Below are 14,231 nucleotides of genomic sequence, written 5' to 3' on the forward strand. Positions count from 1 at the left end.
CAGAGGAAGTCTTTACTCTGGTCTGTTCTTCAGATAGAAAAATCTCGCTGTCACAGATTAGTTGTTAGTTTTATCATGCTTATTTAATTAATGAAACGAGCATGAATGTAAAAGTTGTTTTTGATTATTGTGCTAGTTTGCTGTATGATATGAGCATAAAAACAAATAAAGTGGAGGTGGCAGTGTGGCATTACCTAGTGAACTTCAATCCATCATTACGCAAAAAGGCGGTATTGTGACAACCGCGCAAGCCAATGAAGTAGGGATCTCAAATGAGCGCCTCCGTCTGCTGGTAAAATCAGGTGATTTAGAGCGAGTCAATTTTGGGGTTTATATACTGCCTGATGAAATTTCCGATAAAATGTATATCGCTCAATTACGGCGGCCAAAAATTATCTATTCCCATGAAACAGCACTGTTTCTACACGATCTGACAGACCGTGATCCGATCAGCTACACGGTTACCGTGCCAACAGGCTACAACGCTTCACGGCTTCGAGATGATGGCTTCACAGTTTTTACAATTAAGCGGGAGCTACACGAAATTGGAGTCACGAAGCTAGCGACGATGTTTGGAAACTCGGTCATGGTTTATGATCTGGAACGTACAATATGCGACTGTCTGAGAAGTCGAAACCAGTTAGACATAGCCATCGTGACAGATGCAATTAAAAGATATGCCAGACGCAAAGATAAAAATTTGAATGCGCTTATGCAAATGGCAGAAATATTCCAAGTGACCAAACTTCTCACTAACTATTTGGAGGTACTCTTGTGAGAACGTCTACACAATTAAAAGCTCAGATTCGCAATCTTTCTCATGAGTCGAAGGTGGAAACAGAGGTCCTTCTGCGGAATTTCATGATGGAGCGTTTTTTGGAGCGAATAGCCGTTTCGAAGTACAAGCATAACTTCATTCTGAAAGGTGGCATGCTGATTACTTCAATGGTTGGTATTGACGCGCGTACTACGATGGATATGGATGCGACGATCAAAGGTCAGTCGCTATCTTAGTCAGAATTAACAGCTATTATCGAGGGTATTCTCGATATTCAATTGAATGATGCTGCTGTATTTTCATTTCAAAGTATTGAGGAGATACGGGAGGAAGCAGATTATCCAGGTTATCGCCTATCTATTGGGGCAATATTCGATAAAACACGACAGATGTTAAAAATTGACATCATGACTGGTGACTATGTCACGCCAAAGGAAATTGAGTATGCTTATAAACTGATGTTTGAGGATAGGACTATCAGTATTATGGCATACAACTTGGAAACTGTACTGGCTGAAAAGTTTGAATCCATTATTACCCGTGGTGTTGCCAATACTCGAATGAGGGATTTTTACGATATCTATATATTGACCAACACACAAACTTTTGACGGGAACACGTTCAAGGCTGCTTTAGATAAGACTGTTGAAAAGCGCAGTACTTCCAAACAAATGTCTGATGGAATTACAGATACGATAGTTAGAATTTTGGGCAATCAGACAATGGCTGATCTCTGGCAAAGGTACCAAAAGAAATACTTTTATGCTGCAGACATATCTTGGTCTATGGTGATCAGTGCATTAAATGCTTTAGCAGAAAAAGTAAAGTAATGATCATGAGATATGGTGCTATCGGTGAAGTTGCGGAAGTTGTTTACGCAAGAACCTGCAAATAGCAAGACTTCGGATAGCCCGTACATGGTAACTCCGGTGAAGTTGCTTATGCGAGAATCTGCTTATAGCAATACTTACAAGGGATGTTAATCATATTCCGCTGAAATGGGTTGGCTTATTAAAGATTAATTTGAGGCTGTTGAATTAGTCTAGATTATAAAGACAACTTCAATTCAGTACTCATTTGCTGCTTTCCCAATATCTCTGCTATACTGAGGGAGATAGCCGAAGGCAGCCATCGGCAAAGATCGCCCGTACCTGAGGAATCCAGCGACGCATTTGAATAGCTTGAAGATCGCCTGTACCTAGTCACCATGTTTGAAGTTAATGAAGTTGTTTTTTTTGGAATCTAGTTAGTGCAAGCTTTTCAAAATTATTTAGCGTCATTGTTACGAAAAATGTGCCAGGTACAGGCCTGAATACAACTGCAGGGGCTAATAGGGAGGCGTTAAAATGGGAAATTTGAAAAAGCTTGCCGATAGCACACCTGAGTTTAGAAGAAACGTTATTCGAAGGATAGGACAGCTTGCAGTTGTTGATTTATTGACTGGAGTGTTCTTGTTTGCAGGTGCGGGTACGATCCATTGGCTCTACGCATGGATCTATGTCGCGTTATGCTGGTTGGTTACTTTGTCAGCACCCTTTGTTTCACCGCTGGAAATCATGGCCGAGAGGGGCAGCAAGAAAGAGAATGTTGAGAAATGGGATAAAGTTATTGTCAAACTCCTTGCTTTGAGTGGCTTTAGCATATACTTGATCGCAGGACTTGATTTCAGAATGCGTTTGACTTCTGAATTGAGTATGGCATTGCATATTTGTGCAATATTTGTATTTCTGGCAGGATTCGTTTTGATGGTTTGGGCAATGTATTCTAATCGTTTTTTTTCTACTGCAGTGAGAATCCAGTTTGATCGAGGACACGAAGTTTGTATCAGAGGTCCATACAAATATATTCGTCATCCTGGGTATCTGGGAATGATAGTGTATTATTTAGCTACGCCAATATTTCTTGGTTCATTTTGGGCCATGATTCCTGCAATTATGACAACGCTTTTATTTATTATCCGTACAGCGTTGGAAGATCGAACGCTGATTCAAAAACTTCCGGGATATCAAGAATACACTATTCGAACGCTGTACCGATTAATACCAGGGGTATGGTGATAGGGCTTAGATAGCCCGTATCTGGTAACCTCGGTGAAGTTGCTGAAGTTGCTTATGCAAGAATCTACTTATAGCAATACCTACAAGGGATGTTAATCAAAAAACGAGGTGATTTGTCCCAGGTACGGTCGAAGAAAATTTTGAAGTTGATCAACAACTCAACCCAACCCATTATCGCCCGGCTCGATAATGGGTTATAAAAAACCTACTACTACCAAAATTTAACATTATAAAATCAATTGGAGATGAGTGACCATCGGCAGAGAAAGCTTTGCTCTTGCACATGATTAACACTACAGGTTGAATCCCCAAAATTCATTGCTTTAACAAAGTTTAAGAACGCTTGTTCTTTTGTTCGGTTAGCAGTACAATGATTTTAAAGAGAACACATCTGCAGTGATTAATAGTTGAGGTCAAATAATATCGCATAACAAGTTAATGAGTCATTCATGCTCATGGATTGGAAAACATTACATGTACACTGGAGGTATAAAGTGGATAAGGAGACCGCAATCAAGCTATTTGAAGATAAAAGAGTTAGAGCCTTGTGGGATGAGGATCAAGGGAAATGGTTTTTTTCAATAATTGATGTGGTTGGCATACTCAGCGATAGTGAGAATTCTAGAAAGTACTGGAGTGTTCTTAAAACAAGGTTGAAGGCTGAAGGAAGTCAACTGGCTACAAATTGTAGCCAGTTGAAAATGAAAGCTGAAGACGGGAAAATGCGATTGACTGATGTTGCAGATACCGAGGAACTCTTAAGGCTAATTCAATCAATACCATCTCCTAAAGCAGAGCCTTTCAAAATGTGGCTTGCCAAGGTGGGGAGTGAAAGAATTGATGAGACCGCTGATCCGGAGCTTTCTATAGAACGTGCGTTAGAAACCTACTTAAGAAAAGGTTATTCAAAAGAATGGATTAACCAAAGGCTCAAAACCATAGAAGTCAGAAATGAACTGACAGATGAATGGGATCATCGAGGTGTGCAGAAGGGCTTAGAATATGCAATTCTAACGGATGAGATCACAAAAGCATGGGCTGGGTTAAGTACAAGAGAATATAAAAATTTAAAAGGTTTGAAAAAAGAGAGTTTGCGGGATAATATGACGAACCTTGAGTTGGTTCTGAACATGCTTGCGGAAGCATCAACCACCGAAATTTCAAAGGAAAAGGAACCGGAGACATTTGAAGAAAACAAGGCAGTGGCTCGGCAGGGGGGACTAGTTGCTAATGCTGCCAAGAATCAGCTTGAAGAGACAACGGGCAAAAAAGTCGTTACCAGCAAAAACGCAAATGAGATCAAAAGGCTCAAATAAGCTGACATAAAAAAACCCATTATCGTATGATCAGATAATGGGTTTAAAAAGAATTTCGACTTCCATATTATGACATATGTTAAGAGAGTGGCGAAAAGGAACCATCGCAGCGTATGGAAACTCGTCTATTACCAACACGTCGTCTTCCATACATGACATCAAGTTGAAATGTATTCTTGGCATAGAGCTTTTCCGGTGTGTTCAATTTTTGTGACAACCTACAAACATAACATCACCTTTTTGTATACTTATGATTATAATAATCGTAATTCAACAATATTCTGTGGTATCTATTCTGCTAAGTAAAATAGAAAAAGGTATGAACCCCATGAAAATTATATCAGTCAGATCATCCGGTTCTGGTAACCCCAGTGAAGTTGATCAACAATTAAACCCGCACCCAAAATCTCTTGAAGTTGGGTGACCATCGGCAGAAAAAGTCTTTGCTTGGGCACTTGCTTAACTTGGAACAGCACCATGAGCGAATAGATGAGCAATACTCTTGGACATTAACTAATCACTTATGAAATCGCTTGATCTGGTTCAACAATCAATTCGGACATGAGCAATTCCAGAGTGCCATAGGGTGGTCGTGGATACGAGTCGATATTTCATCTCATCACCCCTTCTTGTTCTTGTTATAGCTCAAAACATTCCTAAAAAGAACTGTTATGTGCAAAAGCCGGAATGGGATTTTGCTACTTTGTCTGTATCTGGTATCCCTAGCGAAGTTGATAAAGTTATATAAGCAAGAATCTAAACATAGCAAAGCTTACAAGATCAAATGAAGAGGGGGCAGCCATCTGCGGAGTTTCTTTGATTTGATTCTATACTAGAGACTGAAAAGCTTATCATGTGCAGATGAGTTGGTAGGGCCTATGAATTCCACACTTCAAAGTCTAAGTGTTTTATTACAAAGTATTGAGGACGAAATCCGATATATTGCAACTCATACTGTGTTGAAAAATATGTTTAATTATCAAAGAATCAGAAAACACTAAAGTGAAATACCAGAAAAAACTTTAATTAGAATCCTGTTAAATAACCCCACCGCAGAACGTTCGTTCTTTAACGCTGCTTGAAGTATAATTAGTATAACGACAACGCAGATAATGAAATCTTTAAAGGCGGCTAAGAATGTCAAAGAGCCGGCTAAAGAGGTAATTCATGCCAAAGGATTCGACATCTTCATTTACACTGAAGATTTTCATAATGAATTCATTTCGCTAACGGATATTGCAAGGTACAAAAGTGATGAGCCATTTATTGTAATCAATAATTGGATGCGAGGGAAAGATACAATTGAGTTTTTAGGGCTATGGGCGCAACTTCATAATCCAGAGTTTAAACCTATCGAATTCGATAGGTTTAGAAAAGAAGCAAGGTACAATGCGTTTACCTTATCCCCCCAGAAGTGGATTGCAGATACGAATGCAATTGGTATCGTCTCGAAATCTGGTCGATAAGGTGGCACATTTGCCCATTCAGATATTGCCATTGAATTTACTTCGTGGATCTCTGCTGAGTATAAACTTTACACTGATAGTGACTGGATCGTATGAATGATTGGAGGTTGGCATATTATGAGATTGGATGGGTTTGGAATCTTCGTCAAAGACATGGCAGCAATGGTCCGCTTTTATAGGGATGTTCTGAATTTTGAAATCCAGGAAGATGAAAATGCATCAAATGTGTATTTGATAAAGGATGGAACCTTGTTCTTATTATATCGTCGGACAGACTTTGAAAAGATGACAAACAGAACCTTTGGATACGCGAATAACATTAATGGACATTATGAAATTGCCCTAAGCGTTGAAAACTATGAGGCGGTGGATTTGGCTTTTAACGAAGTTGTATCAAAAGGGGCAATCCCTGTTTTGGAGCCTGTTACTGAGCCTTGGGGCCAACGCACATGTTATATTTCAGATCCAGAAGGCAATCTGATTGAAATTGGTTCGTTCAATAAATAAAGCCAAGGTAAAAATCAATAGAAGTTGGGTGACCATCGGCAGAAAAAGTCTCTGCTCTGGTCTGTTTTTCAGATATTAAAGCCTGACTATCAAAGACTTGTTGAAAATTTCATGGGTAATCAGATTGTAATTAAGATTATGTTTAATTTCATTTATAGCGCTAATTTGAAAGCAAGTATTTCTTAATTGCAGTTAGTGTCTTTAAGTGCAGATAAAAAAACTTAATCATTTCAGATTCTGGTGAATCTTTTGATGATAGCGTCTTTAACCTGGCAGCCCCACCTCCTACCATTAGTGTGTAGTTTGCTGGAACCGGCCAAAATACAGGTAAGGAAATCATTCGGGGAGGAGAACAATGGAACCTCTTAAAACTTTTTTTACAAGTGAAAGGCAGAAGTGGCGGGAATGGCTTTCTGAAAACTTCGATAAAGAAAATGAAATATGGTTCGTGTTTCCAAAGAAAGCGTCAGGAGAGAAAGGTCTTTCCTATAACGACGCAGTGGAAGAGGCACTCTGTTTTGGCTGGATTGACAGCACTGTTAAGAATTTAGATTCACTGCACAAAATCCAACGGTTTTCTCCTCGGAGAAAGGGCAGCGCCTACTCCAGAGCAAATGTTGAAAGGCTGATTTGGCTTGAGAGTCAGGGACTGATTCACCCAAAGGTCAGAGATCCCATTCTAGTTGTCATTAGCACACCCTACGAATTTCCGGCGGATATTCTTGAAGCAATCAGGCGTGAGGAAAAAGCTTGGGAGAACTACGAAAAATTTCCGGAAGCCTACAAAAGGATTCGGATTGCTTATATTGATGGCGCGCGAAAGCGTCCTGTGGAGTTCAAAAAACGTCTGGAAAACTTTATCAGGAAAACAAAGGAAAATAAAATGATAGGGTATGGAGGCATCGACAAATACTATGCAAAGTAGTTGCACATAAAATCAAGCACTATTCCAAAATCGATTGGAGTTGGGTGACTATCGGCGGGATTTTTTGTATTGTCTTTGTCATTCAGTAAAAAAATATCAACCGAAGCAAAGACAGTAGTTTGATCGCTTGAACTGCAACAAATAGAACTCAATGATTTAATTTATACTTTGAACACTGGAGAAAAATCAATCTGTTTAAAGATATAACTGAAATGTCATGGGATCAATGATCATCAGATTCTGGCACCAAACTTTGAAGACATAGCCAATTTGGATTCGACAGATGGCCTTAAACTCCACGAGATGGTAATGGCCAAAGCCGTGGAGAGTCCTGCAGTGGATCCGTACCCGGTAACCCAGTGAAGTTGTGGAAGTTGTTTGCGTATGAATCTGCATATTGCAAGTCTTTCAAAGGGCAGTAATGAAGAAACAAGTCGAACAGTACCAGATACGGTCGAAGAAATTTTTGAAGTTGATCAACAATTCAACCCAAGCCATTAACGCCTGACCTGGTAATGGGTTATAAAAAATGCAGCTTCTATATTTTGTCATGCTCAATCGGTGTGAGATGGGTAACCATCGGCTGAATTCTTTGCTTTGCTTGTTTCCACAAATTAGAAAAGACCATGAAACAAAGCAGAGGCATCAGCTTTATCCTTTGGGTCACGCGCTTCAAAACACAAGTGATTATAAAACAAACATTGCTCTTATAGAATAGAATCAATAGACTAATGTTGAAGCGCGTAAAGCAGAATTTGAATTACGATTCATTGCTATTTTCATGTTATAAACCGCTTTGTTTGTTTTCTGGGATGGATTTTTGTTTCAATCTCTACGGAGCGTTTATTGTCTGGGAAGTAAAAGATCGATATACTTTGCATGCGGAGGTAATCTTATGCAAAATGAACGAATAGGTAAAGTCATAAAAGTTTTACGAACAGAGCGGAAACTTACACAGAAACAGCTTGCGGATAAATTGGGGATTAGCGACAAAGCGGTATCCAAATGGGAGCGGGGGCTCGGTGCGCCGGAGCTTTCTTTAATTGGTGAGTTGTCTGACGTGCTTGATGTGAGTATAGGCAATTTATTGTCTGGCGATCTATCACCCAATGATTCTTTTGGAGGTAATATGAAGAATTTGAAGTATTACATGTGTAACAACTGCAATAATTTTACCGTTAGCACAGGAAATGCTGAAATTTCCTGTTGTGGGAAAAAACTTGCACCGCAAATCCTGGTGAAAGCAGCGGATGAACAAAAGCTGAAAGTTGAAATGGTTGAAGAGGATTGGTACATAACAAGCAATCATCCAATGACGAAAGAGCATCATATTTCCTTTGTCGCCTTTGCAACTGGTGATCGTGTTCAGATCATAAAGCAATATCCGGAATGGAATTTTGAAGTTCGAATTCAAAAGCGTGGACATGGAATGCTGATTTGGTACTGTACAGAGCATGGTTTGTTCTATCAATTGCTGTAAAAAGCATGAATTCTGGGTAGGGTCGAAGAAAATTTTGAAGTTGATCCACAATTCAATCCAACCCAATCCATTATCCAATTGAAGTTGGGTGACCATCGGCAGATTAAGACTTTGCTCTGGTTTGTCCTTCGGACATAAAAACCTCACGATCACAGGCCTGTTGAAACTTTATTGGGAGGCAGATAGCGCTAAGGTTATTTTTTGTTTTTCTTTAGGCATCCAGTGCCGCAGTTAAAAAGAAAAACAGACTTATGCCGATGGTCGTTTTCGTCTTTCGCTTTTCTGATTGCCTGCAGTGTTTAATGAATGTATGATAAACTGTATACACACAGGTTTTGGAGGTGGAAGACGTGGAGTTTCACCAGTTGGAATATGTTTTGGCTGTAGCGCGATATCAGAGCTTTACCAAAGCTTCGGAGGAGGTCAAGGTTTCCCAGTCCTCGCTCTCTACCCAAATCAACAAACTTGAATCGGAGCTGGGGGTGCGGCTGTTTGAACGGACGACCAGATCGGTACTGCTGACTGCGGCGGGCAAGGAATTTCTGCCCTTTGCTGAGCGGATGATTAATGATTCCAAAAATGTGAAAATGAACATGGAGGAATTTATCTCCGAGGATCAGGGCAATATTTTCATAGGCGTGTTTCCGGGTTCGAAATATTATGGATTTATTGATGAGATTGCCGACTTTAAGAAGAAATTTCCAAATATAAAATTTGATATCTACGAGGCGGAGTGTTCTGAGCTTTTGGCCCTGCTGACAAATCTGGATATTGATGTGGCCTTTCTAAGCGAATCTGCCGAATCTGAAGGGATTAGGTACTATCCCTTGGTTGAAGACCATCTTGTCGCTGTGACGCATGCAAACCATCCCTTCAGCCAACGCCAAAGTATCACGCTGGAAGAGCTGCTGAAAGAACCTTTGATTCTGAATGAGGCGACAACACTTCACAAGAATATTCTTGAGGCGTCCGGCGCCAGCCAAATGAAACCCAATATTGAATTGCTTTGCACTCACGGCCAATTGACAAGCATGCTTGGATTTGTTGCCGCAGGATTGGGCACGACGGTTGTCTCTTCTCTTGTCGCGAAATTTTATGCGGATTGGGGCGTTGCATTTATTGATGTGGAACCGCACATCTCCAGAAAAACCTATCTTGCTGTGCCGGAAGCCAACGCGAGAAGACCTATCGTTAAAAACTTCGTCAATACCATTCAAAATCGCCATACCAGGTAGTCTATTGATAACTTAATAAATGTGATAAATACCCATCGGCTATAAGCATCCCGCTTACGGCTGATGGGTATTTTGTTTGGAAAGGATTAGGGCGTCGGGCGTCAAAGGGTGCTATCAGACGCGGTTCAAAATTCTATTTATTTAAAAATCGAAATAAACTCATCTTAAATGCGAATTGCTTCACAGGTGTCGTGGGCGATATGATTGAATCAGGCGGTCGATAGAAATTTGAATGTTTGACATATGAGCAGTGCTCGGATCTGATGGATGAAACCGAGACCTGAAGTCATTGAATATGAGGAGTGTCAGAAGTGAAGAAGAGATTAAGAAAAGGGAATAAGGTCGCTGTCTTATCCGCGCAGGAAGCGGTAGGGCTGATCCCGGACCAAGCGACTGTGGCTATTTGCGGCGCCGGCGGTGGATTGACTGAAGCGACAGCGTTGATTCTGGGTCTGGCAGATCGATACAAAGAAACACATTCTCCCAAGGATCTGACGTTCTACCATACCTCCGGGTTGGGAGACAGGGCGGACAGAGGGATGTCACCTTTAGCGCTGCCGGGGTTGGTGAAGCGAATTATTGGCGGGCATTGGGGGCAGTCGCCAAGACTGGCTGAAATGGCTGAGCGAAATGAGATTGAGGCTTATAATTTTCCCCAAGGGGTCATGAGCCAGCTTCTTAGATCTTCAGCATCTGGTCACCCGGGTTTGCTGACGCATGTTGGTTTGGGCACCTTCCTGGATCCCAGGAAGGAAGGCGGGCGTCTTAACGAGAAGACAAAAGAAGCTCTGATTCGCCTGATGGAAATCGATGGACAGGAATGGCTGTTTTACCCTTCGATCAAACCTGATGTGGCCATCATACGTGGTACCACTTCGGACACTGAGGGCTATATCAGTATGGAGGATGAAATTGCCTATCTGGATGTGCTGGCTATGGCACAAGCTGCCCATAACAATGGCGGTATAGTCATAGCCCAGGTATCCAGGCTGGTCAAGGCAAGGTCACTGCATCCCAGAATGATTAAGGTGCCCGGCTATCTGGTAGATGCTGTGGTGGTGGTTTCGGATCAGTCTCAGCTATATACGGGGGGTGTCAACCGGTATTTTTCAGGGGACTATACGTTGGATATGAGCCAGTTAACGCCTCTGCCGCTTAATGAACGCAAGCTGATTGCAAGAAGAGCGCTTTGTGAAGTCGAGCCCGGAGATGTGGGGAATGTCGGCGTTGGCATAGCGGACGGCATTGGAGTTGTGGCTCAGGAAGAGGGTGTCGAAGAGGCGTTTACCTTAACCGTTGAACTGGGACCGGTGGGAGGCGCTTCGGCACAGGGCATATTTTTCGGCGCGACTGTTAATATGCAGGCGATGATGGACATGCCGTCACAATTTGACTTTTACGATGGCAGAGGATTGGATGTCAGTTTTTTGAGTTTTGCTGAAATCGACAGGCATGGCAATGTCAATGTCCATAAATTTAATGGCAAAATTATGGGTACCGGCGGATTTGTGGATATCAGTCAGAACAGCAAAAAGGTCATCTTTTGCGGCACTCTGACAGCGGGAGGACTAAAGACCTCTATTGAAGAGGACAAGCTTAAAGTGCTCCAGGAAGGTAAATTCATAAAAATGGTTTCTGAGGTGCCTGAAATCACGTTCAATGGAAAAGATGCCTATAATCGAGGACAGGAGGTTTTTTACATTACAGAGCGGGCGGTCTTCAAACTTGTGGCGGATGGACTGGAACTGATTGAACTTGCCCCTGGAATGGATCTCGAAAAAGATGTGCTTTCTCATATGGCTTTCACTCCGAAAATTTCGGAGCATATAAAACTCATGGATCAACGGCTCTTTAAGCCTGAGCCCATGAATCTAAAAGCTGAATGGGACTTTTAAGGTATTATTCTGGGATATGAATGCAACATAAAAATTTATAAGTGTGATCAATAGAAATGGAGTGTATGATATGAATAGTAAATTACCTTTGAAGGTTGGCGATACCTGTTCTTTTACCAAGACCATAAGCGAGTCGGATGTCTATCTTTTCGCGGGCATTACAGGAGATTTCAGTCAGATGCACATGAATGAGGAATTCATGAAAACCACTCCGTATAAAACAAGGATTGTCCACGGCGTTTTGACCTTTGCACTGGGATCAACCGCTTCAACCTTGATCCAACTTCAGGTCAACTCACCAATACCGAGTGTTTCCTATGGTTATGATCGCCTCCGCTTTGTAAAGCCTGTCTTCTTCGGCGATACGGTAACCGCGGTTTATACGGTGACTGAAGTGGATGAGGACAGCATGAAAACCTTCGCAAAACTGGAGGTACTCAATCAGCACGGACAAGTCTGCACGGTGGCGACACACATCCTCAAGTTTATACCGGCCTAAATCTTCGCCCTCAGAATGTGTGCTGAAAGGCGAGTGGAAACAGCAACAGATAATATTGATTTGGAATTCACGAGGAGGAACCAGAATGAAAATCTGCTTCATTGGTGCAGGCGCCCTTGGCAGCGCGTTGGGGGGAACGCTTGCCTTTCACGGGTTGGATGTGACTTTGATCGATCATAATCAGGCTCATGTTGATAAAATCACCTCTAATGGCTTGAACCTCAAGGAAGGGGATGAAATCAGAAACGTTAAAATCAAAGCGGCAACTTCAACTCAGGGGTTGCCGGTTATGGATCTGATTATTGTTCTTGTAAAATCCTTTGGGACAAAAAAGGCAATTCAGGATGCTTTGCCAATGATTGGGGCACATACCTTGGTGATGTCTCTTCAGAATGGCCTGGGCAATGAAGAGGCCATCATGGAGGTCGTGGGATCTGAACGAGTTATTGGCGGTAAAACCTATGCTGGCGGTGTTTTTCAGGAACCCGGTGAGGTCATTGCCGGGACCATCAACAAATTGACAGTGATAGGCGAAATGGACGGCAGAGTCACGGAGCGCATTAAAAACCTGGCGGAGATTCTGACGGCACATGGTTTGATGACACAAATCAGTGACAATATTGTGGGCATGATTTGGGACAAGCTGCTGATCAACGCAGCCACTGGCGCAGTCAGTGCCCTCACCCGGCTTCCCTATGGCGGGCTTTACAACGTACGGGAAGTGAAGGACGTCGCATTGGAGGCGGTGGCGGAAGGTATCACAGTAGCCAAAGCCAAAGGGGTTGAACTTTCGGTGGAAGATCCGGCTGCGATCTGGTATAAGGCCGCCGCTGGTCTGCCCTATATGTTCAAGGCTTCGATGCTTCAAAGCATTGAAGCCGGGAAAGCAACTGAGGTCGACTTTATCAACGGTCAGATTCTGTATCACGGCGAGCGTCTTGGCATTCAGACACCGGTTAATAAAACATTGGTTGCCATGGTTAAAGGCTATGAGTATTGGATGAAGAATTTCAGCGGAAAAGTCATCCCGGATCAACCCGTGGATTTGCCCCGACTTTAAGGAGGGAAATCAGAATGGCATACGTCAAACGTTCCTACGCGGAGCATGTAGCCATTTTTGTTAAGGATCTAGACTGGCATGTACGATTCTTTCGCGAAGCGCTGGGCATGACGCTTAGGGATGAATCCAAATACCCTGAACAAGTCTGGACGATTGGCGGTATTCAACTGATCTCTGCGCCGGATTTTCAAGGCCCGGAAGGCCGATTGGCGCATATAGGTATTATGACAGAAGATTTGGAGGCGGCACTGGCTGAGATTTACAACTGGGAAGTCAAGGAAATGCCTCAGGGAAGAAATTGGGTTGAATTGCCGGATGGTCTTTGCATTGAAGTGATGCAGGCTGCAAGGCAGTCGGTTACAGAGGCATTAAGCGTACAGCCAAGATGAGGTCTTTCGCTTATTGAACTACAGAATCAAAGTTTAAAAAATATAAATACTAACATAAGATCAGGGAGGATCAAGTCATGAAGAAAGTTCTTATGCTCCACGGCATCAATCACAATATGTTCGGCAAAAGAGATCCCGTTCAATATGGCACGATTACGCTGGATGAAATCAATGAAAAAATGCGAGAACTTGCCAAGGAATTAGGTATTGAGGTCGTCGCTTACCAGACCAATTGTGAAGGTGAAATGTGCCAACGGATTCACGACGCGTTTCTGGAAGGCATTGATGCCATTGTCATCAACGCGGGCGCCTGGACCCACTACAGCTATGGCATCCGGGACGCGCTGGCCATTTTTACCGGTCCAATTGTGGAAATCCATATGTCCAATATTCATGCCCGGGAAGCGTTTCGACACCAATCCGTCTTCGCTGAAATTGCTCAAGGTCAAATCAGCGGATTCGGCGTGGAGAGCTATTTGCTCGGTCTAAGGGCTGCGGTGGCATATATCAAGTAGATAAATTGAAGTTGATCCACATTTTAGCTCAACCCATTATCGCCCAATCCGATAATGGGTTTTAAAAAATCCGAAACTTCCAAATTTTAACACACCCGAAATCAATTGA

Annotated in this window: 13 protein-coding genes and 2 pseudogenes; all 15 read left to right on the forward strand. The window is 42.4% G+C overall.

All coding sequences use genetic code 11. The features are described 5' to 3' along the window. The first annotated feature begins 184 nt into the window (after positions 1-184). Positions 185-778, forward strand: a complete 594-nt coding sequence (locus AC4PHM_RS14725) for a type IV toxin-antitoxin system AbiEi family antitoxin domain-containing protein (protein WP_492018491.1) — start codon at positions 185-187, stop codon at positions 776-778. A gap of 86 nt (positions 779-864) precedes the next feature. Next, positions 865-1,608 (forward strand): annotated as a pseudogene (locus AC4PHM_RS14730) (nucleotidyl transferase AbiEii/AbiGii toxin family protein). Positions 1,609-2,124: 516 nt separating this feature from the next. Then, a complete protein-coding gene (locus AC4PHM_RS14735) occupies positions 2,125-2,835 on the forward strand; it encodes a methyltransferase family protein (RefSeq protein ID WP_492018492.1) in 711 nt (236 codons plus the stop codon). A 494-nt stretch (positions 2,836-3,329) separates the two neighbouring features. Then, positions 3,330-4,151, forward strand: coding sequence for a BRO-N domain-containing protein (locus tag AC4PHM_RS14740; RefSeq protein ID WP_492018493.1), 822 nt, complete (start codon positions 3,330-3,332; stop codon positions 4,149-4,151). Between the two features lie 1,112 nt (positions 4,152-5,263). Next, a complete protein-coding gene (locus AC4PHM_RS14745) occupies positions 5,264-5,617 on the forward strand; it encodes a hypothetical protein (protein ID WP_492018494.1) in 354 nt (117 codons plus the stop codon). A 12-nt stretch (positions 5,618-5,629) separates the two neighbouring features. Then, positions 5,630-5,713: pseudogene (locus tag AC4PHM_RS14750) on the forward strand (hypothetical protein); the annotation flags it as partial. A 21-nt stretch (positions 5,714-5,734) separates the two neighbouring features. Further along, the gene (locus tag AC4PHM_RS14755; RefSeq protein WP_492018495.1) at positions 5,735-6,124 is read left to right on the forward strand and encodes a VOC family protein; all 390 of its coding nucleotides are present in this window, start codon (positions 5,735-5,737) and stop codon (positions 6,122-6,124) included. Between the two features lie 355 nt (positions 6,125-6,479). Next, complete coding sequence (locus AC4PHM_RS14760; protein ID WP_492018496.1) at positions 6,480-7,049, forward strand: YdeI/OmpD-associated family protein; 570 nt, start codon at positions 6,480-6,482, stop codon at positions 7,047-7,049. An 895-nt stretch (positions 7,050-7,944) separates the two neighbouring features. Then, on the forward strand, positions 7,945-8,529 hold the full coding sequence (locus AC4PHM_RS14765) for a helix-turn-helix domain-containing protein (protein ID WP_492018497.1): 585 nt from the start codon (positions 7,945-7,947) through the stop codon (positions 8,527-8,529). 350 nt (positions 8,530-8,879) lie between these two features. Then, positions 8,880-9,764 (forward strand): LysR family transcriptional regulator, encoded by an 885-nt coding sequence (locus AC4PHM_RS14770; RefSeq protein ID WP_492018498.1) that lies wholly within the window; start codon positions 8,880-8,882, stop codon positions 9,762-9,764. 311 nt (positions 9,765-10,075) lie between these two features. Further along, positions 10,076-11,659, forward strand: a complete 1,584-nt coding sequence (locus AC4PHM_RS14775; RefSeq protein WP_492018499.1) for an acyl CoA:acetate/3-ketoacid CoA transferase — start codon at positions 10,076-10,078, stop codon at positions 11,657-11,659. Positions 11,660-11,729: 70 nt separating this feature from the next. Beyond that, positions 11,730-12,158: a MaoC family dehydratase gene (locus AC4PHM_RS14780; RefSeq protein WP_492018500.1), complete on the forward strand. Its 429-nt coding sequence runs from the start codon at positions 11,730-11,732 to the stop codon at positions 12,156-12,158. A gap of 85 nt (positions 12,159-12,243) precedes the next feature. Beyond that, positions 12,244-13,218: a ketopantoate reductase family protein gene (locus AC4PHM_RS14785; protein ID WP_492018501.1), complete on the forward strand. Its 975-nt coding sequence runs from the start codon at positions 12,244-12,246 to the stop codon at positions 13,216-13,218. A gap of 14 nt (positions 13,219-13,232) precedes the next feature. After that, positions 13,233-13,607 (forward strand): VOC family protein, encoded by a 375-nt coding sequence (locus tag AC4PHM_RS14790; protein ID WP_492018502.1) that lies wholly within the window; start codon positions 13,233-13,235, stop codon positions 13,605-13,607. A gap of 77 nt (positions 13,608-13,684) precedes the next feature. Further along, positions 13,685-14,122, forward strand: a complete 438-nt coding sequence (aroQ, locus tag AC4PHM_RS14795; protein ID WP_492018503.1) for a type II 3-dehydroquinate dehydratase — start codon at positions 13,685-13,687, stop codon at positions 14,120-14,122. The last annotated feature ends 109 nt before the right edge of the window (positions 14,123-14,231 follow it).

This window comes from Acidaminobacter sp. QWL-03 (assembly GCF_058683855.1).